This window comes from Methyloligella sp. GL2 (assembly GCF_013341275.1).
Taxonomy (GTDB): Bacteria; Pseudomonadota; Alphaproteobacteria; order Rhizobiales; family Methyloligellaceae; genus Methyloligella.
Genome location: NZ_CP054476.1, coordinates 309,763 through 334,625, shown reverse-complemented (window position 1 = coordinate 334,625; position 24,863 = coordinate 309,763). Strand labels below are relative to the sequence as shown.

The window sequence follows — 24,863 nt, the reverse complement described above, 5'->3', positions numbered from 1 at the left end:
GGCCTCGAACTGCCATGTACTAACCCAATGTGCCGACGATCCGCTTCAGACCTTCCTCGGTCACCGGAGCCTCATGCACGAGTGCCAGCCGTACATAGGAGCTGCCGGGGGGTCGTCCTTGATTGTCCCCGTGGGCGAGATACCCGCCCGGCAGCACTCTGACACCACACTCTTTCCAAAGGGTTTTCGCGGCGGCCTCTCCACCCCCGAATTGTGCCATATCGAGCCACAAGAAGAAGCCGCCCTGGGGGCGCTGATAGCCGTAGCGCCCGGCCAGCAGATCGTCCGCAAGATCCAGATTTTGCTCGATAATTCGCCGTCCGACGGTGACGTGAGCCTCGTCCGACCAAGCCTTTTCCGCCACCGCCTGCAAGGGAAGCGGGGTTTGCGGCGCCGCAACGTTGCGAAATCGCGAAAACGCGGCGCAAAAGCGCGAATCACCCGCCGCGAAGCCCGAACGGACGCCCGGAAGCCCCGATCGCTTCGACAGCGAATTGAAGCTGATCACGTGATCGAACGTGCCATCTAGCGCGAAAGCCGCCTCCAGCGCGCCGGCCGGCGGCTCGCCCGTATAGATCTCCGAGTAGCACTCGTCGGCGAACAGCATGAAGTCGTGGCGTCGGGCGAGGCGGACTGCCTTCTGCCAATAGGCGGCGTCGGCCACGGCGCCTTGCGGGTTGGACGGCGAGCAAAGATAGAAGGCGATGGTGCGGTTAAGCAGCGCCTCATCCAGCGTATCGAGATCGGGCAGGAAGCCGGTTTCCGCGGTGCAATCCAAGAACACCGGCTCGGCGCCTGCGGCCGCGGCCGCTGCGGCATAGGCCTGATAAAACGGGTTGGGAACCAGCACGGCGGGATCGGCGACTGCTTTACGTGCCCGCGCCGGGAAGATCGCCGAGAATAGGCCTTCCCGCGATCCGTTCAGCACGGCCAGATTTTTCTCCGCATCGACCGCGCCGGCAAGGCTCGGATAGCGGCGCTGCAGCCAGGCGGCGATTGCCCCTCGCAAACCGGGCGTGCCGGCAATCGGCGGGTAACGGGTGAAATCCGCCATGCTCTGGTTCAGCACCTCCGGCACGAAGTCCGGAAGGGGGGCTTGCGGCTCGCCGAGGGCGAAGGTGATCGGCGGCTTGCCGGGCGGCGTATCGCCGAGCAGCGCCTTCAGCCGGGCGAAGGGCGAGGCGACGAGCGTATCGAGTGCTGTGAGATCGGAATCGGTGGACATGGCCCGCTAGTTACGGGAAGCGGCAAAACCCGGCAAGCCGGATCGCCATTCGGAGGCCAATGCGCCACCGGGCCTCGCGATGCCCGTCCCCCCAAATAAAACGGGCCCCGGCTTTCGCCGGGGCCCAGGTGAGAGCTCAGTCAAGGGAGGAGGAGACCTGGCTCTACCAAAATTGTTTGTTTGTTTGTCCCTCTTTTGCGTGCGCGCAAAAGCTCTACTGCACGACCTCCCCGTGCAGGTTGATATCCAGGCCCTCGACTTCGACGGCCTGCGACACCCGGCATCCGAACAGGATGTTGCAGATGATCAGGATCACGAAGGTGGCGACAGCCGACCACACGACGGTGGCGACGATACCTTCGATCTGGGTCCAGATCTGACCCGGGTTGCCCTCCAGAGCGCCCGGCGTACCGCCGATTGCCTCGGCAGCGAACACACCGGTCAGGATGGCGCCGATGATACCGCCGACACCGTGGACACCGAAGGCATCCAGAGAGTCGTCGTAGCCGAGTGCTTTCTTCATCGTGGTTGCGGAGAAGAAGCAGCCGACACCGGCGATAGCACCGATCCACAGAGCACCGACCGGATCGACGAAGCCCGAAGCCGGAGTGATGGCAACGAGACCGGCGACCGCACCGGAGATGATGCCGAGAACGCTCGGCTTCTTGTGGACGATCCATTCAGCGAACATCCAGGCCAGCGCCGCCGTGGCGGTGCAGATCTGGGTCACGACCATGGCCATGCCGGCATTGGCGTCAGCCGCCAGCTCGGAACCGGCGTTGAAGCCGAACCAGCCCACCCACAGCAGGGAGGCGCCGATCACGGCATAGACCAGGTTGTACGGAGCCATGTTCTCCTCGCCGTAGCCGAAGCGCTTGCCGAGGAAGATACAGCAGACCAGACCCGCGATACCGGCATTGATGTGAACCACCGTACCGCCGGCGAAGTCGAGCACGCCCGCATCGCCGAGGAAGCCGCCGCCCCAGACCCAGTGGGTGATCGGCGCATAGACGACGATCTGCCAGAGGATCATGAACAGCACCATGGCGGAGAACTTCATGCGATCGGCAAAGGCACCGGTGATCAGCGCCGGCGTGATGATCGCGAAGGTCATCTGGAAGGTCATGAACACCGACTCAGGAATCGTTCCGGAGACCGAATCCAGCGCCATGTTCTTGAGGAACAGATTGTCCAGACCGCCCACATAGGCATTCAGCGAACCACCGTCGCTAAAGGCCAGGGAGTAGCCGATGACCATCCACACCACGGTGCCGATGCAGCACGTGGCGAAGCTCTGCATCATGGTCGCAAGAACGTTCTTCTTGCGGACCATGCCGCCGTAGAAAAGAGCCAGGCCCGGGATCGTCATCATCAGAACGATGACGGTCGAGACCAGCATCCAGGCGGTATCGCCCGTATCGATGGTCGGAACCTCTTCCACCACCGCTTCCGCCTCTTGCGCCAGAGCCGGTTCGACATGCAGGAGTGCCAGCGCGGCGACGGCCGCCCCCACCCCCAAGAGATACTTTTTCAGGGTTACCATAGTTACCTCCCCCTTCTTTAGAGTGCTGCTTCGTCGGTTTCGCCGGTCCGGATACGAACCGTCTGATCGACCGGCGTAACGAAGATCTTGCCGTCGCCAATCTGCCCGGTCTTCGCCGCGGCCACGATGGCATCCACGGCTTTGTCGACCGAAGCGGCCGGTACGGCGACCTCGATCTTGATCTTAGGCAGGAAATTGACGGCGTACTCAGCGCCCCGGTAAATCTCCGTATGGCCTTTCTGCCGGCCGTAACCCTTCACTTCGGTCACGGTCATGCCTTGAAGGCCAAGCTCGGTAAGCGCTTGACGCACCTCATCGAGCTTGAATGGCTTGATTATCGCCATCACCAACTTCATCTCTCTAACCCCTCCATCTTGCGGCCCCTCAGGTACTATTGGTCGTTACCGACCTCGGTCGTTTTGGCCGCGTGAACCCGAAAACAGAGTCAAGCCGCGTGCCAACTCGGGACCAATTCGACAACCCCTTGGCATTAATAGATTTTTAACGCCGGTCATAGGTTGCCCCCCACGATATCACCCTGCAAAACTGCCTATGAACAGGGCAAAGTCGTACTTTTGCACAGAAAATGCGCAGTTTTATTGGGCACGCCGCTCACGAATGAGTCCTTCTTGTGCCGTGGAGGCAGCCAGCACCCCGTCACGGGTGAAAACCATGCCACGGCAGAAGGCGCGCGCGCCCGACGAGCTGGGGCTGTCCTGCACGTAGAGCAGCCAGTCATCGGCCCGAAAATCGCGGTGAAACCAGATCGCGTGGTCGAGGCTCGCCAGCATCATGTCGCGATCGAACACGAACCGCCCATGGGCGAGCAGCCCGGTATCCAGCAGGGTAAAATCCGAGGCATAGGCGAGGATGCATTGATGCAGCGGCAGCCCGTCGGCCCGCTCCAGCGGATGCAGATCGCCATTGGCCTTGAGCCAGACCGCCTGCTGCGGCGCCCGGCGTTCCCGCTTGGCATAGCGGGACAGATCCACCGGACGGATCTCGATCGGCCGCTCGCTCCGCCAATAGGCCGCCATTTCCGGCGGCATCCGCCCCAGAAGCTGTGCCTTCAGCTCCGCTTCGCTCGGCAGTTCTTCCGGCGGCGGCACGTCGGGCATCTCCACCTGATGCGATAGCCCCGCCTCGTCCAGATGGAACGAGGCCGCCATGGAGAAGATCGGCTGCCCGTGCTGGATGGCGATCACCTGCCGCGTGGTGAAGCTCTTGCCGTCGCGAAGCCGGTCCACCTCATAGATGATCGGCACCGACGGATCGCCCGGCCGCAGGAAATAGCCGTGCAGCGAATGCACAGTGCGCTCCTCCACGGTCCGGTAGGCCGCGACCAGCGCCTGGCCGATCACCTGCCCGCCGAACACCCGCTGCCAGCCGACTTGCGGGCTGAGGCCCCGATAGAGATTGCGCTCCAGCGGTTCCAGATCGAGAGTGGAAAGAAGCGTGTCGAGCGCGGCGCTCATGGGCTAGACCTTTCGGTTGGCGGATTCGGCGAGCTCTGCAAGCAGCGAAAAATGCGAAATCCAGGTTATGTAAGGCGGCTCGCGAACGATTCGCCATCCGGCGCGGTCCGATGCCGCGCTGATCTTGCAGCCGAGCGATGCAAAATCGCGTGATGGAGAGTAGCAAATTGAATGGATCGCGGCCTCCGGCAAGCACCGGCCGTGTCGATGTGGCGATCGCCGGCGGCGGTTTCGTCGGCCTCACCCTGGCCCTGGCCCTGGCCAAGCTGGCACCCGACGGCTTCCGCATCGCCGTGATCGACGGAAAGCCGTTCGAAGAGGCCGGCAAGGGAGACGCGCGCGCTTCGGCGCTGTCCGCCGCCAGCCGTAATCTGTTGCAGGTGCTGGAGATCTGGCCGGCCATTGCGCCTTACGCCGAGCCCATCACCGCCATCGACATCACCGATTCGCCGCTGCAGGAAAGCGGGCCGCGCCCGCTCTTTGTCGGCTTCGACAACGAGCTGAAGGATGGCGAGCCCGGCGCCTATGTGGTGCAGAACGGACCGCTGCTCACCGCCCTGGCGAAAGCCGCTGCCGCCGAGCCGAATATCGAGCTGATAGCCCCGGACACCGTCTCCGGCTTCGAGGCGGAGAGCTACGGCATCGACATCCAGCTTGAGAGTGGCCGACATTTGCGCGCCGCGCTGCTGGTCGCCGCCGATGGCCGCCGCTCCGCTTTGCGCGAGGCGGCCGGCATCAAGATCATCGGTTGGACCTATCCGCAAACCGGCATCGTCACCACCGTCAGCCACAGCGTGCCCCATGGCGGCAAGGCGGTGCAGCATTTCCTCCCCGCCGGGCCGTTTGCGCTTCTGCCCTTGCCGGAGAACCGCACCTCGATCGTCTGGACCGAGGAGGCCGACGAGGCGGACCGCATCATGGCGCTGGACGATGCCGGCTTCCTCAAAGAGCTGGAACGCCGCTTCGGGGCTCAGCTGGGGCAGCTCAGCCTGGCCGGACCGCGCCAATCCTTCCCCTTGAGCCTGCATGTCGCCCGCAGCTTCATCGGGCCGCGTTTTGCGCTTGTGGGCGATGCCGCCCATGGCGTGCATCCGCTGGCCGGCCAGGGGCTGAATATCGGCTTGCGCGACGTTGCCGCCCTCACCGAGATTTTGGTGGAAGGCGCGCGGCTCGGCCTGGAGCCGGGCGATCAGGTCCTGCTGCAGCGTTACGAGCGCTGGCGCCGCTTCGACAGCGCCGTCTCCGCCCTGGCCATGGATCTGGTGAACCGCCTGTTCTCCAACGAGAACGCCACCATGCGCACCATGCGCGATATGGGGTTGAGCGTGCTCGACCGGCTCGCACCGGTAAAACGCATGCTGGTGCGCGAGGCCTCCGGCAAGACCGGCGCCGTGCCCCAGCTTCTGAAGGGGAAGCGGCCCTAGCACGGCCGAATCCTCCCCCCTAAAAGGGGGGAGTTAGAGGGGGGTCTTTTTCGGCATTAAAGCGAACGCCGCTTGACCCCCACCCCGGCCCTCCCCCTTTCTGGGGGAGGGAGAAAGCCGTGCCCACCGCGACTGAGATACCTGCTCGCCACCTCTCCGTCGTCATGCCCGGCCTTGTGCCGGGCATCCATGACCACTGGTGCCAGTTGTCCGAACGCGGTGTTCATGGATCACCGGGACGAGCCCGGTGATGACGATTGGATGTGATGCAGCGGCAGACGCCTCACCTCTCCCCCAAGGGGAGGGAGATCATCCCTCAATCGGCGTCGAGCTTGCGGGCCTCGTCGGGCAGCATGATCGGGATGCCGTCGCGGATCGGATAGGCCAGGCGCGCCGCCCGGCTGATCAGCTCCTGCCGCGCCGCGTCATAGTCCAGCGTCGTCTTGGTCAGCGGACAGACCAGGATCTCCAGCAGCTTCGGGTCGGGGGCGGGCTCTGGCCGTTTCGGCGCATCGGGCATTGGGGGCAACTCCTCGGGGCGAATGCTTGAGGCTTATCCGGAAGGCTCTATTGCAGCGAGGTGCCGGTATCGTCGTCGCGGGTGGCCAGATCGATCTCCGCCAGCGCGATCAGCGCCTCGGCGCGGGCTTTCAGATCCGGCGCCTCCAGCAGCGCCTGCTTCTCCTCCGGCCCGTACGGGCTCAGGATCGACAGCGTATTCACCAGCCGCTCGTTGCTGGCGCCGTTGATCCGGTCCCAATCGGCCTTGAGATTGTTAGCGTCGAGATAGCTGCGCAGCGTGGAAATCAGCTGCGGCCGGTCGACCTCGTCCTCGCCATAGCCCCGCTCGAAATCGTGGTGGTACTTGCCGAAATCCGGGCGCGCCAGGCGGAAGCAGTAATCGGAGCTGATTTCCTCCAGGGTGAAACGGGCGATCCCGGTGATGGTGATCAGCAGCCGCTCGTCCTCCAGCTCGTTGAAGGCGGTGATCCTGCCGGCGCAGGCCACCTGTCTGAGCGGAAAATCGTTGCCTTGCGGGGATTCTTCATCGCCCGCCTCCGGCGCCGGCTGCACGATGGAGAGCAGCCGCCCATGGCGAAGCGCGAAATCGACCAGCGCCAGATAGCGCGGCTCGAACACATTCAGGGTCAGTGAAGCGCGCGGCAGCAGAATCGCGCCGCTCAACGGGAAGACCGGCAAGATCTCGGGAAGATCGCTCGGCGAACGGTAATGCTCACTCATGCCTTCTGCCACCGATCTGTCGCTCCCCGTCTGGCACGATCACGAAAATAGCAGCGACGAGAGCTTTTGCCGCCCTTGCAGCGTCGCCGGATCCTTCGGCCCCCAGGCCTCGAAGAATTGCAGCAATTGCTTGCGCGCCTCGTCGTCCTTCCAGGCGCGGTCCTTGCCGACGATGAAGAGCAGCGCGTCCGCCGCCCCCGCGCGCTCGCCCTTGGCACCCAGCGCCACGGCGAGATCGAAACGCGCCTGCAGATCGTTCGGGTCCGCGGCGACCGCTTCCTGCAGCGCGGTGATATCGCCGGCATCCTCGGCCTTCTTGGCGAGCTCCAGCTCGGCCCGGGCGCTCGCCACTGCCTCGTCATTGGCTTTGTCCGGCGGCACCAGCCCCAGCGTCTGCTCGGCGCGGGCGAGATCGCCGGTCATAAGATAGCATTTGGCCAGCCCCGCCGCCGCTTTCACATTCTCGCGGTCTTCCTGCAGCGCCTGGCCGAAAATCTGCGCCGCGGCATTGGCATCGCCTGCCGCAAGCGCCGCTTCGGCCGCTTCCAGATCGCCCGCTCCGCCGGCGGCATCGCCATCCGCAGTCAGCCGGGCAATGAACGCGTTGATCTGGGATTCCGGCACCGCGCCCATGAACCCGTCCACCGGCTGGCCGCCCTTGAAGGCGAACACCGCCGGGATCGACTGCACGCCCATCTGGCCGGGGATCTCCGGATGCTCGTCGATATTGAGCTTCACCAGCTTCACCGCGCCCTTGGCCGCGCGCACCGCATTTTCCAGCATCGGCGTGAGCTGGCGGCACGGGCCACACCACGGCGCCCAGAAATCCACCAGCACCGGCACGCTCTGCGACGCCTCCACGACGTCGCGCATGAACTCCGCCGTGGTCGTGTTCTTGATGATGTCGCCGCCGCCATTGGCTGCGCCGCCGCCGGAAAGAATGGGGCCTTCCATACTCATCGAATTACCTGCCAGTACGCCTTAGGTCCCGAAATGCCTTCAGGACCGGCTTTGTTTGAGAAATGTCTTCCCGAAAATGCGTCCCCTGAGGTCTTTTGGCAACCGGGCAGGGCGAGAGTAGGGCGAAACAAGAAAAGCGGCGATCGAGCGTTTCAGCCGTTCAGCTCCTATAGACATAACCGGAGCGATCCACTAAAACGCGCTTCTCGAAACGCTGCAGCCGGCCGATACCGGCGCTGCAGATCGGATGCGGGCGTAGCTCAGGGGTAGAGCACAACCTTGCCAAGGTTGGGGTCGTGGGTTCGAATCCCATCGCCCGCTCCAAGTTTCGAACAGCGCGCCGCGCAGACGAACTCCCAACAATCGAATCGGTGAACCGCGTGCCAGGCGCGGGCATGGCCTGCCATAGCGCCGCTAGGGCGCCGTCGGCAGGGACACCGGCAACGGCTCGATCTCCGCAAGCATTGAGGCGCGGCGCCCCGGATCGGCAAAGCCGAGCAGCACCGTCAAGGCCCCCGCCCGGAACGCTTGCGGCAAGAGCGCATCGCTGACCTCCCCGGCAGTCCAGAACGACAGGCAACCGCGAAAGCTGAAGGCGAGCTGCTGGGGAAGCAGCGCGCGCCCCAAATCCCGCATGGCCGGATCCAAACCGGAGCAATCGCCGAGCGCCTGCACCCACAGCCCTTCCGATTTCGGCCGGACGGCACTCGGGACCGGGGTGGCGACGCCGAGCGAGGCGACAACCGCCTTGGAGACATCCGGCTTCTCCAACAGCAGGCCGACGCTGATCCGGCCCATGGCCAGGACGCGGTCGATGGCGTCGCCCTTTGGATTCGCCTCGTCGAACCGCGCCGACATCCGCTCGATCACCCGCGCCGACAGCGCCTGCATGATCGCGGTCTTGCTGCCGAAATGATTGAACGGCGTGGCGAAGCTCACCCCCGCCTCGGCGGCGAGAGCCCGCATCGAGAAGTCGGCGCCCGGGCCCGCCTGCAGCAGCCGCGTCGCCGCGTCCAGCACCGCATCCCGCGCAAGCTGCCTATTCCGTTCTCTCAGTGGCTGGGATGTCGTCAGCTCTGCGTCCATGGTCGCACCCTGAAATTCTCATCTTGAAAAACTTATATCACGATATAGATAGTCGATCACGATATTAAACGGTCGGCACGGGCTATTGCGCGCTGCCCGGCGAAAGGAGCGACAGATGAGCGAGTCCAAGGTTTTCTTCATCACCGGTGTCAGCTCGGGCCTCGGAAAGGCGTTTGCGGAAGCCGCGTTGGCCGCCGGTCACAAGGTTGCCGGGACCCTGCGAAACGCAGACGCCGCCTCGGCCTTCTCCGCCGATCCGACCGGCCGCGCTCTCGGAATTCTGCTCGACGTCACCGATTTCGACGCCATTCCGGGCGCGGTTGCCAAGGCCGAGGCGGCATTCGGGCCCATCGACGTGCTGGTCAACAATGCCGGCTATGGCCATGAAGGGATTTTCGAGGAAACGACGCTCGAAGAGATGCGCCGGCAATTCGATGCCAATGTGTTCGGCGCCGTGGCGATGATGAAAGCGGTTCTGCCTGGAATGCGGACAAGGCGCTCCGGCACCATCGTCAACGTCACCTCCATGGGCGGCTTCATCACCATGCCGGGCATCACCGCATATTGCGGCAGCAAGTTCGCCCTTGAGGGAATTTCCGAGGTGCTCGGCAAGGAGGTGAAATCCGTCGGCGTTCATGTGATTGCGCTGGCGCCCGGCCAGTTCCGCACCGATTGGGCGGGCCGGTCCATGGTTCGCACCGGGCGCAGCATTGCCGCCTACGATGCGGTGATAGATCCGATCCGCGCCGCGCGGAAGGAGAAGAGCGGCAAGCAGCCCGGCGATCCGGCCAAGGCCGCGGAGGTGCTGCTGCAGCTGGTGGAGTCGGACAACCCGCCGACGCGGCTGTTTCTCGGTGCCGACGCGCTGAAGCTTGTCGGCGAGAAGATCGACGCCATGCAGCAGGAGATTGCCGCGTGGGAGGACGTCTCGCGCTCCACCGATTTCGATTAAGATCGGGCTTGCCCGTTCGACGCCTACTCCAGGTCTCGAAGAGCGCTTTCCCGAAAACCACAGAGACCGCCTTCATGCGGACAAGCCTTAGGGCACGCCCGAGTGGATCTAGATTTTGGGCAGTCGTCCGCTACTCGTGGCGACAGGGGATCATAGCGACGTCTAAGACAACAGTGCCGATCAAGTCGGAACCTACCGAAACGAAAGCCGCCATAGAAGGCACTCTTTAGTTTGGACCGAGTGGATCGACCCTCCGTCGCGTCAGTGAGCCGCAGAAATCCCGTCCCAAAATTTGCCTTCAAGAAAATAGCGGTTGTGAAGACAGAAGAGTCGCGTATAACGGAAAACGTCGAGGTGATCGTGCCTACGGCATAAATTGGCCGCTCAGCGGCACAATAAGGAGTTAGACGATGTCAAAGACAACGCACACGATGCGTGTGGCGCAAGCACGCCGTTTTTCCAATGCAACTCAGACCGAAGTCGGAAGCGAGAAGCACATCTTCTTGGTGCGCTGTTCCGACCTGCCTGCGGGGCTATCAAAGGAGGCGAATGCCCGCGACTTTGAAGGCCGCGATCTGAACAAGCGGGTTTATCGGGACGTTCGCGACACCCTAACCGGCAACATTGGTATCCCTGGTACCTTCGATCTTCTGAACAAGGGGATTACGATTATTGCCGATGGAGTGCGCCGCTTGAATGACAACGAATATGAAATCGTCGTCGGCGACGGACAGGGCATCGTGGATGGCGGTCACACGTACGACATTATCTGCGACACCCGTGAAAAGACACTCATACCAGATAATCAGTTCGTTGAAGTGAGGATCTTTACCGGGATTCCTCCCACGTGGATCGCCGAGATATCAATGGGGTTGAACACCGGCATTGCCGTCAAGGAGCACTCCCTTGCTTTTCTCGACGGCAAGTACGAGTGGCTCCAACAGGAGATGGATAACGCGGGCTTCAAGGAGCTGATTGCCTGGCGGGAAAGTGATGTTGCCCATGCCGATGTAAGGGACCTCATCGCTACTATGGAAGCTCTCAACATCTTCGACTTCCCAAATGGCGGCGGTCAGAATCCAGTAGCAGCCTACGAGAAATGGTCAGGGCCAGCCAAGAAATTTGCAGCTGATTTTGATCAGTGGCGTGATAGCAGGTACGAGGCGCCCTCGACCTATCACCGGCTTCGTCCTCTTCTGAAGGGAGGCTTAGTGCTCATGGACTATATTCGGCACGATTTCCGTGATGCTTGGAACGAGGAGTTTGGCGGCAGGGCTGGGGGCCTTTCTATTGTCGAAGAGGCCAAGCGCGCGGAGTTTGAATTCCCGTTTGCGGAACTGTCGCCAAACCGATTCCGTCTTACTAAGGGCGCCGCGTATCCGATATTTGCGGCTTTCCGAAACCTTGTACGGTGTGACTCAGAGACGGATGATGCCTACTGGTCGGTCGGCGAAGACGGCATCGTCGAATTCTGGCATGAAACCAAACCAATAATACTTCGCACGGTACGGCAGGCAATTCAGGACTTTGGCCACAAACCCGATGTCCTTGGAAAGAACCGCGGGTTCTGGAACTTGATGCACCAGAGCCTGGAACTCCATGTTCTACGTAAGCAGAGCGCGGTCGCATAGAACAACCACACACGAGACGACGAAAGCCCGACTACTAGTCGGGCTTTCGCTTTTCAGGGCGCGACAACGGCACGTCCCGTTCATCGCTCACACGGCCACCGGCACCGCGCACCGTCGAATTGGTAGACAAATCCTGCAGTCTAAAGCGCATCTTGGGGGAATTGTCCCTCACAACAGCTGAAAGCGTCCAACATTGTTGCCGTCTGCCCTAGCTTTGGACAAAAACCCTACTCGGCCGCTTGATTGGCGAGGGGCGCGGCGCACAAGCGCGCTGGTGCCCGCGTAGGCTCCAGCCATTCGCCTTGCCGCGCAATGCGGTAGACCGTGGCCGGCGGCAGGTTGAGCATCGCCCGGCCGACCTTCGAGGCGCGAAGCCCCAGCCGCTCCAGCATCGGCTTCGGAATCGGACAGCGCGGCCCGTAGGTGAACTGATAGAAGGCGCCGCCTTCGCGCAAATAGCCGAACGCACCGAGCAGGATCGGAAACACCTTGCGCGGCGGCATGGAAAGCAGCGGCAATCCGCTCACCACCGCGGCGACCGAGGCCTCCTCGAACAGAGGCTGGCGCCCGATATGGGCGGCGTCCATGCGCAGGATGCGGGCTTGCGGAAACCGCCCTTCCAGCATGGTGACGAATTCGTCCCCCGCCTCGATCAGGGTCAGCTCGCTCTCCGGCACGCCTTGCGCCAGGAGGGCTCGGGTGAACACGCCGGTGCCGGGCCCGAGCTCGAGGATCGGCCCGTCCAGCGACAGGATCTCTTTCGTCATCACCCGCGCCAGCGCGTCGCCGGACGGGGCCACCGCCGCAACGCGTAGCGGATCGGACAGCCAGGACCGGAAGAAATGGCTGAAATCGGATTGCTTGTCTGTTTTTCTCATCCCATATCCCCCGCCGGACCCGCACCGTCATGCGACAGGACGGGTAACGCCTGGATGCTGCGAAGGTTAAAAAGCGGCGCCCCGCGTAAGATGGCCCAGAACGCGCCGCGTTGAAAGCGGGCGATGACCTCATGCGTCATTTTCGGCCCTCCCGCGCTCGCATATATCAGGTTTCCCATGCGGGAATCCCCCTTCAAGCAAGGCTGTGCGCCACGCCGTGCCGCGCCGCCCATCGGAACAGGCCTAACCGGCCTATGTGACGGTTCGATTGCGCTTTTCGCGGCGGACCGCCTCAAATCTTGAGGCAGATCTTGCCGAAATGCTTGCCCGCCTCCTCGAAGCGGAAGGCCTCGGCGATCTCGGCGAGCGGGAAGCTCTTATCGATCACCGGGCGGATGCCGGTCGCTTCCAGCGCCTTGACGAAGTCGATCTGGTTCTCCCGGCTGCCCACGATCAAGCCCTGCAGCCGTGCCTGCTTGGCCATCAGGTTGATGGTCGGCACCTCGCCGCCGCGTCCGGTGAGAATGCCGATCAGCGCGATATGTCCGCCGGTGCGGCAGGCACGGATCGATTGCGCCAGCGTGCCGGGGCCGCCGACCTCGACGACATGGTCGATGCCCTCGCCCGCCCATTGCGCGGCGGTGCGGCCCCAAGTCTCGTCCTCGCGGTAGTTGATGGTGTAATCGGCGCCGAGCTCTTTCGCCCGCTCCAGCTTCGCGTCCGAAGAGGAGGTGATGGCGACACGCGCGCCCATCGCCTTGGCGATCTGCAGCGCATAGATCGAGACGCCGCCCGTGCCCAGCAGCAGCACCGTGTCGCCGGCCTTCAGCCCGCCGTCCACGACCAGCGCGCGCCAGGCGGTCAGCCCCGCCGTGGTGATGGTGGCCGCCTCTTCATGGCTCCAGCCTTTCGGCGCATGGGTGAACCAGCTCCACGGCGTGACCACGGCTTCGCGGGCATAACCGTCAGTGCCATCGCCCGGCGTCTTGCTGAAATCGGAGATCGTCGGCCCGCCGGTCAGCCAATCGGGAAAGAAGCAGGAGACCACCTTGTCGCCGGCGGCAAATTCCGTGACGCCCTCGCCGACCTCCTCCACGATGCCGGCGCCGTCCGCCATGGGGATGCGGCCATTAGCAGTCGGGATCATGCCCTTGGCCACTGCGTAATCGTGAAAGTTCAGCGAGCTGGCGTGAAGCCGTACCCGGATCTCCCCCTTGCCCGGCGCGCCGGGATCGTCGCGGTCGACGAGGGTCAGCTTGTCCAAGCCTCCGGGTTTCTCGATAATGATGGCCTTCATACTGCCTCCTTGTTTCGGCCCCGCCCGCGATCGCGTGGGGTCTCTGTCTGTAACGCCCAGCCTCGCGATGAGTGCCCGTCTCGGTCCGATTGCACCACTGACCGGTTGTCGCGGGCACTGCGGATGCTGTTGCGGCAGGACCGGGCAGAGCTTAACTCTGCCGCATCATGGCGAACCCAATCGAACTCGGCCTCGACACGTTCGGCGACGTCACCAGGGATGCGGACGGCACGCTGCTTCCTCAAGGGGAAGTGATCCGCAATGTTGTGGAGGAGGCGGTTCTGGCCGACAAGCTCGGCCTCGACTTCTTCGGTGTCGGCGAGCATCACCGCGAAGATTTCGCCATTTCCTCGCCGGAGATGGTGCTGGCCGCCATTGCCGGAAAAACCGAACGCATCCGCCTCGGCTCCTCGGTCACCGTGCTCTCCTCCGACGATCCGATCCGCGTCTTCCAGCGCTTCTCGACCCTGAATGCGGTCTCAAGCGGGCGCGCGGAAGTCATCCTCGGCCGCGGCTCCTTCACCGAATCCTTCCCGCTCTTCGGCTTCGACCTGTCGCAATATCAGGAGCTGTTCGAAGAGAAGCTCGATCTCTTCGCCGCGCTGCTCCGCGGCGGTCCGGTCACCTGGCAAGGCGCGCTACGCCCGCCGCTTTCGAACCAGCGCGTCTTCCCGGAAATCGAGACCCCGCCGCTGAAGACCTGGATCGGCGTCGGCGGCAGTCCCGAATCCATCGTCCGTGCCGCGCGCTACGATCTGCCGATCATCCTTGCCATCATCGGCGGCGATCCGTTGCGCTTCAAACCGCTGGTGGAGCTGGCTGCCCGCGCCTATGCCGAACGGGGCGAGACGCCGAAAGCTATCGGCGTGCACTCGCCCGGCTATGTCGCCGAGACCGACACGCAGGCCCGCGATGAGCTCTGGCCGGACTACAAGGCGATGCTCGACCGCATCGGCCGGGATCGCGGTTGGCCGCCTTTGGAGCGGGACCGCTTCGAGGCTGAGGCCGATAGCGGCGCGCTCTATGTCGGCTCGCCGGAGACGGTGGCAACGAAGATCGCTGCCACCGTTCGCGGTCTCGGCATTACCCGCTTCGATCTGAAATACAGTGCCGGCACGCTGTCTCATGACAAGCTGATGCGCTGCATCGAGCTCTATGGTGGCAAGGTGGTGCCCCTGGTCAAGGAGATGCTGGCGGCGGCGCCGCTCGCGCGCACGGAGGCTGAGTGATCAGGCCGGCTCGTTGCGGCGTGTCGAAAGCGTGAGCAGGACCGCCGACACCCCGAAATAGAAGGCGCCGAAGGCCGCATAGGGCGCGATGCCGCCGATATCGGGTATCGCTGCGCCGTAGGCCTGCTGGACGAAGAAGCCGCCCGCCAGAGCCGACTGCGCGCCGCTCAGGATCATGGCCCATTGCGCGCCGAAATATTTCCAGCGCCGCAGGCCGATCACCAGCTGCAGAATGCCGGCGATCCCGGCCCAGACGCCGAAGACGGCGAACACCGCATTCATGCTCCGCCCGAGCGCCAGCGCCACGGCAATTGCGGTGGCGATGCTGACGAAGAAGTTGAAGAGCTGCACCGGATTGCGCGCCAAGCCGCCGCTATTCTTGGCGTCGGCAAGATTCGCCAGCGCGTCCCAGGCGGGATACCCCACCAGCAGCACGGCGGCGATCAGCGGGTTCTCCATGCCGATCGTGAAGACGGCGGCGACCCATAGGGCGGCAACGCCTGCGCGGGTGTAGTAATAGCGCTTCAGCCAGCCGTTCGACGCCATCGTTTTCTCTGTCATCTTGGATGCTCCTTTACGTCCGTCCGGTTAGGCCAATGCGAGATCGACCGGCGCGCCGTTGCGGGCCAGTTCGGAATAGGGGCAGACGAGGTCGGCTTGCTCGATTAGCTCCTGCGCCTCGTCGCGGGAGAGACCCGGAATTTCGACGCGCAGCGCGATGTTCAGCGCAAAGCCCTCGCCGTCCTCGCGCTTGCCGATGCCGACCTGTGCGGTGACGCCGGGCTCGCCGATCTGAAGCTTGCGCGAGGAAGCGACGAACTTCACCGCGCTCAGGAAACACGCCGCATAGCCCGCCGCGAAAAGCTGCTCCGGGTTGGTCCCGGTCCCGCCGGAACCGCCGAGTTCTTTCGGGGTATCGAGCGAAAGGGTGAGATTGCCGTCGCTGGAAGCCACCGCGCCCGTCCGGCCGCCTTCCGCCCTTGCCGTTGCGAGATAGAGGGTTTTCATATCAAGCTCCTTATACATATCGCGATATTGATTATTGCAATAACGATAGTTAGGGCTTGAGAATTGCTGTGTCCAGATATAAATTATCGCGATAACGAATCCGTGAGACCACAACGATCGACGAAAGAGAATGGGCAACCGAACTCCGACGCTGGACCAGCTTCTTTGCTTCTCGCTCTATGGAGCGAATATCGCGATCAGCCGCGCCTACAAGCCGCTGCTGGACGAGCTCGGACTGACTTATCCGCAGTTCCTGGTGCTTCACGTGCTGTGGGAGAATGGCGAGGCGACAGTCGGCGCCATCGCCGAACGTCTGGGTTTGGAGTCGAGCACCATCACACCGCTGGTCAAACGGCTGGAACAGGCCGGCCTGGTCAAACGGCAAAGAAACCCGAAAGACGAGCGCCAGGTTTTCGTCGCACTGACACAGGCTGGGACCGCGATGCGGCAGCGCACCCATTGCCTCGGCGAAACCCTTCTGGCCGCCGCCGGCATGCCGGTCGAAAAGCTGATCGAGCTCAACAGCCAGCTCAAGGCCTTGCGCGACTCCGTGACCACCTTCGTCGCAGATCGGGCTTAAGCGCTTTGCCTAAGTACGCCAGTATGATCCGCCAGGAGAAGCTGATGCGCTGCATCGAGCCGTTCGGCGGCAAAGTCGCGCCGATGGTGCGTGACATGCTGGCGGAGTGAGCGGCCCTTTGTCTGCTACCAGTAACCGCCAGCTCGCCTTTGCCGTAACGCTCGTTGCCGCCACCTTCCTGATGGGGTCGAGCTTCATCGCCGGCAAGATCCTGCTGCAGGACGGCTTCCCACCCATGGTGCTGGTGGGTTGGCGTTTCGTGGTGGCGGCGCTCGCCACCTTGCCGATCATCGCGTTTCAGCCGGGGAGCTTCGGTGCCAGTTTGAAACCAGCGGCGCTCGGCTGGCGGGAGGCAGGACTGATCATGCTGATCGGCCTGCTTCAGACTGCCGGCGTGTTGGGTCTTCTGTTCCTGGCCATGGTGTCGATCTCCGCCTCCACCGCGGCCATCCTGCTGTTCACCAATCCGATCTGGGTGGCGCTGCTCAGCCGCATCTTCCTCGGCGAGGCGCTGCACGGCAAACGCGTCGCCGGTCTCATCCTCGGCGTCATCGGCGTCGCCTTTGCCATGGATGCCGGCGGTACGGGGCTGTTCGACGGCGACGTGCTTCTCGGCGAGCTCATCGCGCTTGCCGCGGCCATTTGCTGGTCCTTCGCCACGGTGCTGACCAAGCGGGCGCATCTTCCGGTGACCCCCTGGACCCTCAGCTTCTGGCAGATGCTGTTCGGCGCCTTGATCCTGCTGCTCATTGCCTATGGGCTCGGTCAGCATTGGCCCGAAGACACCAGCCCGGCGCAATGGGGCTGGTTCCTGTGGCTGGCGATCCCGGCCTCAACCGGCTCCTTCGGCCTGTGGTTCGTGGCCCTCTCCAAAGGCGGGGCCACCAAGGCGAGCAGCTATCTGTTTCTGGCGCCGTTCTTCACCGTGATCCTCTCCGCCCTGATCCTCGATGCCCATCTCACCTGGATGGAAGGCTTGGGCGGCCTGCTGATCGGCACCGCGCTGTGGCTGGTCAACCGCGAGGGGCCGGAGAAATCCCGCGAGGCGATGGACCAGGCCTTGAGCGAAGGCGAGCCGTAAGGCTCAACGAACCGGACGCAGAGCCCGGACACAAGGCTTTGGCCGCGCGCCCGGCTCGGCTGCCGAAACGGTCAGTCTGAAAGTGCGGTCGTGGTCTTCGCCAATGTCGGATAATCGACATAGCCTTCCGCGCCGCCGCCATAGAAGGTCGCCATATCCGGCTCGGTGAACGGGCCGCCTTGGGCGATGCGCTCCGGCAGATCGGGATTGGAGATGAATAGCCGCCCGAACGCCACCGCATCGGCGAGATCATCTTCGATCCAGCGCGCCGCTTCGTCGGGCTGGAACTCGCCATTGGCGATGAACACCCCGCCGAAGGCCTCGCGCATGGCTTTGGAGATGGCGTTGCCTTCCTGGATGTCGGCACCGGCGCTGGTATGGCCGTTCGGCCGGACCACGTGCAGATAGGCCAGCCCCTTGCCGGAGATCGCCTTCGCCGCCGCCGTGTAGGTCGTTTCCGGATCCTCGTCATAGCTTCCGCCCGGACCGCCCATCGGGGACAGGCGCACCCCGATGCGGTTCGCGGGCAGCACCTCGCAAAGCGCATCGACAATCTCGGTCAGAAGCCGCAAGCGGTTCTCCAGCGCGCCGCCATAAGCATCGGTGCGCTTATTGACCGAAGAGCGGATGAACTGGTCGATCAGATAGCCATTGGCCGCATGCAGCTCCACCCCGTCGAAACCGGCCCGCTTGGCGTAGCGCGCAGCGTGGCGGTAATCCTCGATCAGCCGCGGGATCTCTTCCAGCTTCAGGGCGCGTGCCTCGGGAAGCGGCACCATCGGCCCGTCTTCGAGATAGTCGCCGACGAAAGCCTGGCCTTCCGGCTGAAACGCGCTGGACGAGACCGGCTGTCCGCCATCGGGCTGGAACACATTGTGGGAGATCGCGCCCACATGCCACATCTGGCAGAAGATGCGCCCGCCGGCATTGTGGACCGCATCGGTCACCAGCTTCCAGCTCTCCACTTGCTCATCGCTGAAGATGCCGGGCGTCCAGGCATAGCCCTGGCCCTGCTGGCTGATCTGGGTCGCCTCGGAGACGATCAGCCCAGCGCCGGCCCGCTGCGCATAATACAGCGCATGAAGCGGCGTCTGGGTATGACCGGGATAGGTCGAGCGCGCCCGGGTCAGCGGCGCCATGACGATGCGGTTGGGCAGGGTGAGATCGCCCATCTTCAGCGGTTCGAAGAGCGGCGCGAATTCGGTTTTGGTCGACATGGGAGAGCAGTTCCTATTGCGGGTGGGGCTATCGAATTTGCGGCAACACGCCGACCGGGGGACGGCCGGGCGAAAATAAGATGTGCTTTTTGCGAGATAGGCTGCGTGGCGAATGCGTCAAGAGATGCCGCCCGCCACGAGCGGAGATGACGCAGGCTTAAGCTTGCCGCTTGCGCGTCTGTTCCGCGGGCGGCTTCTCCCAGCCGAACACGCTTCGACCGCCATAATCGTGCGAGCGGGCGCACTCGCCGGCAACGAAATCATCGAAGCTCGGTCCGCCCACTTTGCGCTCCAAGGCGCGTGACTGCGCATCCAGCCGCTTCAGCGCCGCCAGCCGGTCGTCATTGCCGAGCTTGGCTTTCTCCACCGCCGCTTTCAGCACCTGCAGTGTCTTATCGTAGACCCGCGTCGGCACCGGATAGGGATGCCGGTCCTTGCCGCCATGGGCGAGGGAATGCCGCGCCGGATCGGAGAACCGGCAGGGCGCGCCGTGCACCACCTCGGCGACTTGCGCCAATGAGAACACTGTGCGCGCCCCGACCCCCGGCACTATCAGAAGATCGGCGAAATCCTTCGGCCCCTGCTCGGCTGCGGCGGCCAGCGCGCCATGCAGCCGGCGCAGCACCACATCCTTCGCGCTCACCTCGTGATGGGACGGCATGATCAGATGCGGCAGCAACTCTTGCGCCGGCGCCGTCTCGGTGGATTTCCGCAGCGCCGCCGCCTCGGCGACGATCTTGTCCGGCCCCAGATCGGCGAGCAGCGAGAGCTGGCCTTCCTTTGAGGCCGCCGCGCGGATATCGGTGAGATTGACGATCTCGCCTTGGGTCTCGCCGTCGATGGCGCTGTGCGGCGCCTCGACGAAGCTCTTCAGATCCTCCGACAGCCAGTGATAGCGGCGCGCCTGGCGCTTATCGCCGTTCATCCCCTGCTGCACCACCACCCATTTGCCGTCGTCGGTGACGATGAAGCCGTGCAGATAGAGGTCGAACCCGTCCTGCACCGCCGCGCTGTCCACCTTGGCCACCAGCCGGCTCGCCTGGCCCAGCGCCGCCCCGTCGATCCCGACCTTCATGCCGATGGCGTCGAGCTCGCCCGGCGTGGCGCGCGAGTGTTTTCCTCTCCCGCCGCAGACATGCAGGCCGAGCTCTCCCGAGATCGGGTTCAGCCCGCGCTTCAGCGCGCCGATCACGCTGGTGGTGATTCCGGAGGAATGCCAGTCCATCCCCATCACTGCGCCGAAGCTCTGAAACCAGAACGGATGGGAGAGCCGCCGCAGGAACTCGTCGCGCCCGTATTCAAGCACGATCGTCTGCGCGATCAGCGCCCCGAGCCGGGTCATGCGCTGCCCCAGCCAGGCGGGCACGCGGCCGCCATGCAAAGGCAAATCGGCACTGCCGGCGCGTCGCGCCATGTTTACGAATCCTTAAGTGAACGAAGCCGGAACACGGTAACATTCGCGAGTCGTTCCCGCTAGGTTCGCGAGATTCCCGCGCCGAATCGGCCTTGCCGATGCGCCTCCCGCTTTCTAGATCAGCGGCCAAGCTGAAATTTTCTCCGAGGAGAGACCCATGGCCAACCCGCTCCACATCCTGCTGATCGTCACCTCCAGCGCCACCATGGGCGCCGGCGGCGAGCCCACCGGTCTGTGGTTCGAGGAGCTGGCAACGCCCTACTACGCCTTCGTTGATGCCGGTGCCGACGTCACCCTGGCTTCCATCGAAGGCGGCAAGGCGCCGATCGATCCGCGTTCGGTGAAGCCGAAGGGAGAGAACGAGGCGAGCGTCGACCGCTTCCTCGCCGACGAGACGGCGAGCGCCGCCCTGGCCGAGACCAAGCCGGTCTCCGAGATCGACGTCTCCAAATACGATGCGGTGTTTCTCCCCGGCGGCCACGGCACCATGTGGGATCTGCCGGGCAGCACGGCCCTGGCCGATCTGCTGACCGAGGCCTGGGGCGAGGGCAAGGTGGTCGGCGCCGTCTGCCACGGCCCCGCCGGGCTGGTGAATGCCAAGGACGAGAACGGCGAGCCGCTGGTGAAAGGCCGCCGCGTCACCGGCTTCACCAATTCGGAGGAAGTCGCCGTGGAGCTGCAGAACAAGGTGCCGTTCCTGCTCGAGGACAGGCTGAAGCAGCTCGGCGGCAAATACGAGAAGGTCGGCGATTTCGAACCCTTCGCCATTTCCGACGGCCGCCTGATAACCGGCCAGAACCCGGCCTCCGCCGGTCCGGCCGCAGAGCTGATGCTGAAAGAGCTGACTCCGGAACCCGTCTCGCAATAACCGTGCGCGCCGGACTCATGCTATAGCGGGAAGGGTCATGGCCGATTCCATGTCCTCCTCCGGCATGTCTTCCTCTGGCATGTCACTTTCCGGCGCGCCGGCCACTGCCTCGCGCAAGATCATCCATGTCGACATGGATGCTTTCTATGCCTCGGTCGAACAGCGGGATAATCCGGAGCTGAAAGGCCGCCCTGTGGCGGTGGGGCGGGGCGCCGCCCGCGGTGTGGTCGCTGCGGCCAGCTACGAGGCGCGGGTCTTCGGCGTCCGCTCGGCCATGCCGTCCACAACGGCGCTCCGCAAATGCCCCGAGCTGATCTTCGTCAAGCCCCGCTTCGAGGTCTATCGCGCTATCTCGCAAGAGATCCGCGCCATCTTTGCCCGCTATACGCCGCTGATCGAGCCGCTCTCCCTGGACGAGGCCTATCTCGACGTCACCGAGAATCTGCAAGGCCTGCCCACCGCCACCGGGACGGCGAAGGCGATCCGCGCGGAGATCCTCAAAGCGACCGGACTTACCGCCTCCGCCGGCATCTCCTACAACAAGTTTCTCGCCAAGCTCGCCTCCGATCAGAACAAGCCCAACGGACAATTCGTGATCAAGCCGGGCATGGGCGCCGCCTTCGTCGCCAATCTTCCCGTCGGCAAGTTCCACGGCATCGGCCCGGTCACCGCCGCCAAGATGAACCGGCTCGGCATCGTGACCGGCGCCGATTTGGCCCATGTTCCGGTGGCGCAGCTGGTGCAGCATTTCGGCAAGGCCGGGCGCTGGTATTCGACCATCGCGCGAGGCGAGGACGATCGCCGCGTCAATGCCGACCGCATCCGCAAATCCTCCGGCTGCGAGCGCACCTACCTAGAAGACCTCACCGCGCTTCCTGCCATCGACGAGGCGCTGGCGAAGCTTGCCGATGAGGTTTGGGGCTGGTGCGAGAAGACGAACATCTATGGCCGCACCGTCACCGTGAAAGTGAAATATGCCGACTTCCAGCAGGTGACCCGCGCCCAGTCCGCCGCCCAGCCGGTCGCCTCGCGCGAAGAGCTTTATCGCTTGAGCTGCCTGCTGGTCCGCCGTGCGCCTTTGGGCGAGAAGGGCATTCGCCTGCTCGGCGTCACCGTCTCAGGCTTTCCGGAGCAGGAGGCCGAACACCCGGACGGCCAGCTCGATCTGTTGGCTGAGGCGTGACGCTTCAAAGCCGCGCCGCGCGGATCGCCAGAGGCCAGCGGAAGGGCTTCGGTTCGGCCGGATCGCCCCAGACTTTCGCAAGCGCCGCCCGGAAGCGCGCGAAAGGCTCCGGGCCAAGCGCCTTCTCGGCCCGCATTGCCGAGGAAAGCGTGGCGATATAGCCGGCAAGCCCCTCCAGCGGCCAGTCGGCTTCCATGTAAAGCGTCGGGCTCTCCGTCTCCGTGAAGGGAAACGGCATTGTGGCGTAGCCCGCTTCCACATACTCGCGCCCCGGCGGCCAGTAACCGGCGAGCACGTTCGCATAGAGATCCTTCAGAACATCGCCCACCGGGCCCGGCCCCTCGATCACCCCATAGCTGATCAGCGCCAGCGCCCCGCCCGGCTTCACCACCCGGCGCACCTCTTCATAGAAGGGAGCGAGATCGAACCAATGCGCCGCTTGCGCCACGGTGAGGAGATCGACGGATGCGTCCGCAAGGCCGGTCGCCTCGGCCCGCGCTTGGGCGTAATCGACCTTGGGATGAGGCACCGCATGGGCGATCTGCTCGGCGCTGGCATCGCGCCCATGCACATGATCGAAATGCTCGGTGAGCAGCAGACTCAACTGGCCGGAGCCGCAGCCAAGATCCAGCGCCGTCTCGCGGGTCTCAGGGAGCGATGCGAGATAGTCGCCGAGCGCGGCCGGATAGCCCGGCCGGTAGGCCGCATAATCCGCCGACCGCGCCGAGAAGTGATCGTTGAAAGCTTCGGTCATGCCGCATCACATACTGCAGATGGATGCGGTTTTGAATGCGAGCGATGGCCGGCGGTCTACTCGGCCTTCTGGAAGCTGGTCAGATAGTCGAGGATCGCGTCCCGATCGTCCGGGATGAGCGGCGCCTTGAAGATGTCGACCATCTTATCGACAATGCCTTCCCACTGCGCCTCGCTGAGCTTTGGCTGATACAGCACCATGCTCGCCGAATGACAGGTGAGGCAGTTGCGGTTCATCGCCTCCGCGCCCGGCCCTTCCGGGAAGGGATCGAAATTCGATGGCAGGGTGATGCTCTCCGAATGGAGGGCGAAGTCCGTGGGCAGAGCGGGCGGATTGTCCGCCGCCTGCACGGCAAGCGGCAAGGAAACCAGTAAGGAGAGCGTCAAAGTCAGGGCGAGGAGGATAAGGCCGAGTGTCGCGCGCGGTGTCTTGATCATCGTCGGCCTCCTCAAGCGAACGTCAGTGCTGTCTCTTCGACGACATTGCGCATATAGCCGCCGCCGTTCCAATTCGGCGTCATCGGCTGGGCCAGCCCGTCCGTATTGGTGCAGCGGACCATCACCGAATAGCTGCCCGGTTTGGGGAGGGCGATCTCCGCCTGCCAACCCCGGAAGCTGTAGCGCCCGTGATCCGCGCCGAGCTTTGCCGGCTGCCAGCTCTTGCCGCCATCGGTGGAGATATCGATCCTCGCGACGCCGCAATCGCCGCCAAAAGCGATGCCGCGGAGGGGCTGCGGTTTGCCGGCCGCCACCTCCGCCCCATCGGTCAGATTGGTCAGGAAGGAGCGCGGCACCATCTTGCTGATCGGCACCATGGGCACGCCGGTCTCGCCCGGCTTCATGTTGGCGCCGGGCGTATCCGGGATCTTGTAGGCTTTGGCCATCCAGAAATTGTCGTCCGGCTTGTCCAGCACCTCGATCTCTTCGAGCGACTTGATCCAATAGGTCGAGTACCAGCCGGGCACGACCACCCGCAGCGGGAAGCCGTTCAGCAGCGGAAGCTGCGTACCGTTCATCGCATAGGCAATCATTACCTCGCCGTCGCGCGCATGGTCGATATCCAGCGATTTGACGAAGCGCGGCGCGTCGGGAACGAGCACATTGTCGAGCCCGGTGAAGCGGACCTGGACCGCGCCCGGCTTGACCCCTGCCTTGTCGAGCAAATCCTTCAGCCGCACCCCGGTCCAAAGCGCATTGCCCATGGCGCCATTGCCCCATTCGCCGCCCGGCACCCGCGGCTGGAAAAACCCGCGCGAATTGCCCGAGCATTGATTGACCGCCGCCATCTCGATCCGCGGCAGCTCCAAGATCTCCGGCAGCGACAGCTCCAGCGGCGTGTTCACCGCGCCATGCAGCTTCAGCCGAAACGCCGCCGCATCGACATCCGTCGGGATCACCGCCCAGTGCCAGCGCACATAGAACCGGTCGTTCGGCGTGAAGATGCCCTTGTCGAACACCTCGAACGGCGTCTCGAGCAAAGGCGGCCGGGTCCGCTGCAGGATCATCTCCCCCTTCTCGGGGAAGCTCGTCGTCAGCTTTCGCGTATCCGGCCCGCCGGGAAGCGGCAGGCGCGTCGTCTCCTCGGCCAAAGTCTCGGCCAAGGAACGTCGGGCAAAGCTGGCTGCGGACGAAAGCGCCAAGGCGCCGATCCCCAGCCCCTTCAGGAGGCTCCGCCGGCTTGGAAAGCGAGGCGTTGCGCGTTCGGACATGGCACGCTCAGACATGGCATTCCTCCAGATGTCGGCCATCTTCGGAATTCTCTGTCAGGTTGAGAGTACCCGTCCAACGCAACGAATCGAAGAAATTGATCGATCTTT

General features: G+C 64.0%; 25 protein-coding genes and 1 tRNA gene. 9 read left to right on the top strand and 17 right to left on the bottom strand.

Going from position 1 to position 24,863, the window contains the following annotated elements; translation table 11 throughout:
- Nucleotides 1–19: 19 nt before the first annotated feature.
- From HT051_RS01580 to tesB, 4 genes are all read right to left on the bottom strand, one after another.
- Nucleotides 20–1,225: an aminotransferase class I/II-fold pyridoxal phosphate-dependent enzyme gene (locus tag HT051_RS01580; protein WP_174540405.1), complete on the bottom strand. Its 1,206-nt coding sequence runs from the start codon at nucleotides 1,223–1,225 to the stop codon at nucleotides 20–22.
- A 214-nt stretch (nucleotides 1,226–1,439) separates the two neighbouring features.
- Nucleotides 1,440–2,768 carry an ammonium transporter gene (locus HT051_RS01575; protein WP_174540404.1) on the bottom strand — a complete coding sequence of 443 codons (1,329 nt, stop codon included), beginning with the start codon at nucleotides 2,766–2,768 and terminating at the stop codon, nucleotides 1,440–1,442.
- Between the two features lie 17 nt (nucleotides 2,769–2,785).
- Nucleotides 2,786–3,124, bottom strand: a complete 339-nt coding sequence (locus HT051_RS01570) for a P-II family nitrogen regulator (RefSeq protein ID WP_174540403.1) — start codon at nucleotides 3,122–3,124, stop codon at nucleotides 2,786–2,788.
- A gap of 240 nt (nucleotides 3,125–3,364) precedes the next feature.
- Nucleotides 3,365–4,243, bottom strand: coding sequence for an acyl-CoA thioesterase II (gene tesB, locus HT051_RS01565; RefSeq protein WP_174540402.1), 879 nt, complete (start codon nucleotides 4,241–4,243; stop codon nucleotides 3,365–3,367).
- A gap of 167 nt (nucleotides 4,244–4,410) precedes the next feature.
- Between tesB and HT051_RS01560 the strand changes: the two genes are divergently transcribed.
- Nucleotides 4,411–5,667 carry an FAD-dependent monooxygenase gene (locus HT051_RS01560; protein ID WP_246810139.1) on the top strand — a complete coding sequence of 419 codons (1,257 nt, stop codon included), beginning with the start codon at nucleotides 4,411–4,413 and terminating at the stop codon, nucleotides 5,665–5,667.
- Between the two features lie 316 nt (nucleotides 5,668–5,983).
- On the opposite strand, the gene HT051_RS01555 is transcribed toward HT051_RS01560, so the two are convergent.
- Genes HT051_RS01555 through trxA form a run of 3 tightly spaced genes read right to left on the bottom strand, consistent with a single transcriptional unit; the run spans nucleotide 5,984 to nucleotide 7,863 of the window.
- A complete protein-coding gene (locus HT051_RS01555; protein ID WP_174540400.1) occupies nucleotides 5,984–6,187 on the bottom strand; it encodes a Trm112 family protein in 204 nt (67 codons plus the stop codon).
- Between the two features lie 47 nt (nucleotides 6,188–6,234).
- A complete protein-coding gene (locus HT051_RS01550; RefSeq protein WP_174540399.1) occupies nucleotides 6,235–6,909 on the bottom strand; it encodes an LON peptidase substrate-binding domain-containing protein in 675 nt (224 codons plus the stop codon).
- A gap of 39 nt (nucleotides 6,910–6,948) precedes the next feature.
- Nucleotides 6,949–7,863, bottom strand: coding sequence for a thioredoxin (trxA, locus tag HT051_RS01545; protein ID WP_371740619.1), 915 nt, complete (start codon nucleotides 7,861–7,863; stop codon nucleotides 6,949–6,951).
- Between the two features lie 255 nt (nucleotides 7,864–8,118).
- On the opposite strand from trxA, the gene HT051_RS01540 reads away from it, so the two are divergent.
- Nucleotides 8,119–8,193 (top strand) — tRNA-Gly (locus HT051_RS01540).
- A gap of 90 nt (nucleotides 8,194–8,283) precedes the next feature.
- Here HT051_RS01540 and HT051_RS01535 read toward each other — a convergent pair.
- The gene (locus HT051_RS01535; RefSeq protein ID WP_174540397.1) at nucleotides 8,284–8,955 is read right to left on the bottom strand and encodes a TetR/AcrR family transcriptional regulator; all 672 of its coding nucleotides are present in this window, start codon (nucleotides 8,953–8,955) and stop codon (nucleotides 8,284–8,286) included.
- Between the two features lie 115 nt (nucleotides 8,956–9,070).
- Here HT051_RS01535 and HT051_RS01530 point away from each other — a divergent pair, with 115 nt between their 5' ends.
- Both HT051_RS01530 and HT051_RS01525 read left to right on the top strand, forming a co-directional pair.
- Complete coding sequence (locus HT051_RS01530; RefSeq protein ID WP_174540396.1) at nucleotides 9,071–9,907, top strand: oxidoreductase; 837 nt, start codon at nucleotides 9,071–9,073, stop codon at nucleotides 9,905–9,907.
- Between the two features lie 410 nt (nucleotides 9,908–10,317).
- Entirely contained in the window at nucleotides 10,318–11,538 is a 1,221-nt protein-coding gene (locus tag HT051_RS01525) for an AIPR family protein (protein ID WP_174540395.1), read from the top strand.
- Between the two features lie 227 nt (nucleotides 11,539–11,765).
- Here the strand turns inward: HT051_RS01525 and HT051_RS01520 are convergent, their stop codons facing one another.
- Both HT051_RS01520 and HT051_RS01515 read right to left on the bottom strand, forming a co-directional pair.
- The gene (locus tag HT051_RS01520; RefSeq protein WP_174540394.1) at nucleotides 11,766–12,416 is read right to left on the bottom strand and encodes a class I SAM-dependent methyltransferase; all 651 of its coding nucleotides are present in this window, start codon (nucleotides 12,414–12,416) and stop codon (nucleotides 11,766–11,768) included.
- Between the two features lie 292 nt (nucleotides 12,417–12,708).
- The gene (locus HT051_RS01515; RefSeq protein WP_174540393.1) at nucleotides 12,709–13,713 is read right to left on the bottom strand and encodes an NAD(P)-dependent alcohol dehydrogenase; all 1,005 of its coding nucleotides are present in this window, start codon (nucleotides 13,711–13,713) and stop codon (nucleotides 12,709–12,711) included.
- Nucleotides 13,714–13,880: 167 nt separating this feature from the next.
- Between HT051_RS01515 and HT051_RS01510 the strand changes: the two genes are divergently transcribed.
- Complete coding sequence (locus HT051_RS01510; protein ID WP_174540392.1) at nucleotides 13,881–14,942, top strand: LLM class flavin-dependent oxidoreductase; 1,062 nt, start codon at nucleotides 13,881–13,883, stop codon at nucleotides 14,940–14,942.
- Here the strand turns inward: HT051_RS01510 and HT051_RS01505 are convergent, their stop codons facing one another.
- Both HT051_RS01505 and HT051_RS01500 read right to left on the bottom strand, forming a co-directional pair.
- Nucleotides 14,943–15,503: a DUF308 domain-containing protein gene (locus tag HT051_RS01505; protein WP_174540391.1), complete on the bottom strand. Its 561-nt coding sequence runs from the start codon at nucleotides 15,501–15,503 to the stop codon at nucleotides 14,943–14,945.
- 27 nt (nucleotides 15,504–15,530) lie between these two features.
- Nucleotides 15,531–15,950 carry an organic hydroperoxide resistance protein gene (locus tag HT051_RS01500; RefSeq protein WP_174540390.1) on the bottom strand — a complete coding sequence of 140 codons (420 nt, stop codon included), beginning with the start codon at nucleotides 15,948–15,950 and terminating at the stop codon, nucleotides 15,531–15,533.
- A 130-nt stretch (nucleotides 15,951–16,080) separates the two neighbouring features.
- On the opposite strand from HT051_RS01500, the gene HT051_RS01495 reads away from it, so the two are divergent.
- Nucleotides 16,081–16,530 (top strand): MarR family winged helix-turn-helix transcriptional regulator, encoded by a 450-nt coding sequence (locus HT051_RS01495; protein ID WP_174540389.1) that lies wholly within the window; start codon nucleotides 16,081–16,083, stop codon nucleotides 16,528–16,530.
- A gap of 118 nt (nucleotides 16,531–16,648) precedes the next feature.
- Nucleotides 16,649–17,611 (top strand): DMT family transporter, encoded by a 963-nt coding sequence (locus HT051_RS01490; protein WP_246810138.1) that lies wholly within the window; start codon nucleotides 16,649–16,651, stop codon nucleotides 17,609–17,611.
- Between the two features lie 71 nt (nucleotides 17,612–17,682).
- Here HT051_RS01490 and HT051_RS01485 read toward each other — a convergent pair whose 3' ends face one another.
- Nucleotides 17,683–18,828, bottom strand: a complete 1,146-nt coding sequence (locus tag HT051_RS01485) for an alkene reductase (RefSeq protein WP_174540388.1) — start codon at nucleotides 18,826–18,828, stop codon at nucleotides 17,683–17,685.
- Between the two features lie 157 nt (nucleotides 18,829–18,985).
- Nucleotides 18,986–20,242 carry a DUF763 domain-containing protein gene (locus HT051_RS01480; RefSeq protein ID WP_174540387.1) on the bottom strand — a complete coding sequence of 419 codons (1,257 nt, stop codon included), beginning with the start codon at nucleotides 20,240–20,242 and terminating at the stop codon, nucleotides 18,986–18,988.
- Between the two features lie 157 nt (nucleotides 20,243–20,399).
- On the opposite strand from HT051_RS01480, the gene HT051_RS01475 reads away from it, so the two are divergent.
- Together HT051_RS01475 and dinB are read left to right on the top strand one after the other, a co-directional pair.
- A complete protein-coding gene (locus tag HT051_RS01475; protein ID WP_174540386.1) occupies nucleotides 20,400–21,110 on the top strand; it encodes a type 1 glutamine amidotransferase domain-containing protein in 711 nt (236 codons plus the stop codon).
- A gap of 64 nt (nucleotides 21,111–21,174) precedes the next feature.
- On the top strand, nucleotides 21,175–22,293 hold the full coding sequence (gene dinB / locus HT051_RS01470) for a DNA polymerase IV (protein ID WP_208454408.1): 1,119 nt from the start codon (nucleotides 21,175–21,177) through the stop codon (nucleotides 22,291–22,293).
- A 4-nt stretch (nucleotides 22,294–22,297) separates the two neighbouring features.
- Here dinB and HT051_RS01465 read toward each other — a convergent pair whose 3' ends face one another.
- Genes HT051_RS01465 through HT051_RS01455 form a run of 3 tightly spaced genes read right to left on the bottom strand, consistent with a single transcriptional unit; the run spans nucleotide 22,298 to nucleotide 24,770 of the window.
- A complete protein-coding gene (locus tag HT051_RS01465) occupies nucleotides 22,298–23,047 on the bottom strand; it encodes a class I SAM-dependent methyltransferase (RefSeq protein WP_174540385.1) in 750 nt (249 codons plus the stop codon).
- A gap of 56 nt (nucleotides 23,048–23,103) precedes the next feature.
- The gene (locus tag HT051_RS01460; RefSeq protein WP_174540384.1) at nucleotides 23,104–23,484 is read right to left on the bottom strand and encodes a cytochrome c; all 381 of its coding nucleotides are present in this window, start codon (nucleotides 23,482–23,484) and stop codon (nucleotides 23,104–23,106) included.
- Between the two features lie 11 nt (nucleotides 23,485–23,495).
- On the bottom strand, nucleotides 23,496–24,770 hold the full coding sequence (locus HT051_RS01455; protein ID WP_246810137.1) for a molybdopterin-dependent oxidoreductase: 1,275 nt from the start codon (nucleotides 24,768–24,770) through the stop codon (nucleotides 23,496–23,498).
- Nucleotides 24,771–24,863 lie beyond the last annotated feature (93 nt).

Excerpts from the sequence above, each read along its gene's own strand:
- HT051_RS01580 (WP_174540405.1), bottom strand. The coding sequence starts at position 1,225 with ATGTCCACCGATTCCGATCTCACAGCACTCGATACGCTCGTCGCCTCG.
- HT051_RS01575 (WP_174540404.1), bottom strand. The coding sequence starts at position 2,768 with ATGGTAACCCTGAAAAAGTATCTCTTGGGGGTGGGGGCGGCCGTCGCC.
- HT051_RS01570 (WP_174540403.1), bottom strand. The coding sequence starts at position 3,124 with ATGAAGTTGGTGATGGCGATAATCAAGCCATTCAAGCTCGATGAGGTG.
- tesB (WP_174540402.1), bottom strand. The coding sequence starts at position 4,243 with ATGAGCGCCGCGCTCGACACGCTTCTTTCCACTCTCGATCTGGAACCG.
- HT051_RS01555 (WP_174540400.1), bottom strand. The coding sequence starts at position 6,187 with ATGCCCGATGCGCCGAAACGGCCAGAGCCCGCCCCCGACCCGAAGCTG.
- HT051_RS01550 (WP_174540399.1), bottom strand. The coding sequence starts at position 6,909 with ATGAGTGAGCATTACCGTTCGCCGAGCGATCTTCCCGAGATCTTGCCG.
- trxA (WP_371740619.1), bottom strand. The coding sequence starts at position 7,863 with ATGGAAGGCCCCATTCTTTCCGGCGGCGGCGCAGCCAATGGCGGCGGC.
- HT051_RS01535 (WP_174540397.1), bottom strand. The coding sequence starts at position 8,955 with ATGGACGCAGAGCTGACGACATCCCAGCCACTGAGAGAACGGAATAGG.
- HT051_RS01530 (WP_174540396.1), top strand. The coding sequence starts at position 9,071 with ATGAGCGAGTCCAAGGTTTTCTTCATCACCGGTGTCAGCTCGGGCCTC.
- HT051_RS01525 (WP_174540395.1), top strand. The coding sequence starts at position 10,318 with ATGTCAAAGACAACGCACACGATGCGTGTGGCGCAAGCACGCCGTTTT.
- HT051_RS01520 (WP_174540394.1), bottom strand. The coding sequence starts at position 12,416 with ATGAGAAAAACAGACAAGCAATCCGATTTCAGCCATTTCTTCCGGTCC.
- HT051_RS01515 (WP_174540393.1), bottom strand. The coding sequence starts at position 13,713 with ATGAAGGCCATCATTATCGAGAAACCCGGAGGCTTGGACAAGCTGACC.
- HT051_RS01510 (WP_174540392.1), top strand. The coding sequence starts at position 13,881 with ATGGCGAACCCAATCGAACTCGGCCTCGACACGTTCGGCGACGTCACC.
- HT051_RS01505 (WP_174540391.1), bottom strand. The coding sequence starts at position 15,503 with ATGACAGAGAAAACGATGGCGTCGAACGGCTGGCTGAAGCGCTATTAC.
- HT051_RS01500 (WP_174540390.1), bottom strand. The coding sequence starts at position 15,950 with ATGAAAACCCTCTATCTCGCAACGGCAAGGGCGGAAGGCGGCCGGACG.
- HT051_RS01495 (WP_174540389.1), top strand. The coding sequence starts at position 16,081 with ATGGGCAACCGAACTCCGACGCTGGACCAGCTTCTTTGCTTCTCGCTC.
- HT051_RS01485 (WP_174540388.1), bottom strand. The coding sequence starts at position 18,828 with ATGTCGACCAAAACCGAATTCGCGCCGCTCTTCGAACCGCTGAAGATG.
- HT051_RS01480 (WP_174540387.1), bottom strand. The coding sequence starts at position 20,242 with ATGGCGCGACGCGCCGGCAGTGCCGATTTGCCTTTGCATGGCGGCCGC.
- HT051_RS01475 (WP_174540386.1), top strand. The coding sequence starts at position 20,400 with ATGGCCAACCCGCTCCACATCCTGCTGATCGTCACCTCCAGCGCCACC.
- dinB (WP_208454408.1), top strand. The coding sequence starts at position 21,175 with ATGTCTTCCTCTGGCATGTCACTTTCCGGCGCGCCGGCCACTGCCTCG.
- HT051_RS01465 (WP_174540385.1), bottom strand. The coding sequence starts at position 23,047 with ATGACCGAAGCTTTCAACGATCACTTCTCGGCGCGGTCGGCGGATTAT.
- HT051_RS01460 (WP_174540384.1), bottom strand. The coding sequence starts at position 23,484 with ATGATCAAGACACCGCGCGCGACACTCGGCCTTATCCTCCTCGCCCTG.
- HT051_RS01455 (WP_246810137.1), bottom strand. The coding sequence starts at position 24,770 with ATGTCTGAGCGTGCCATGTCCGAACGCGCAACGCCTCGCTTTCCAAGC.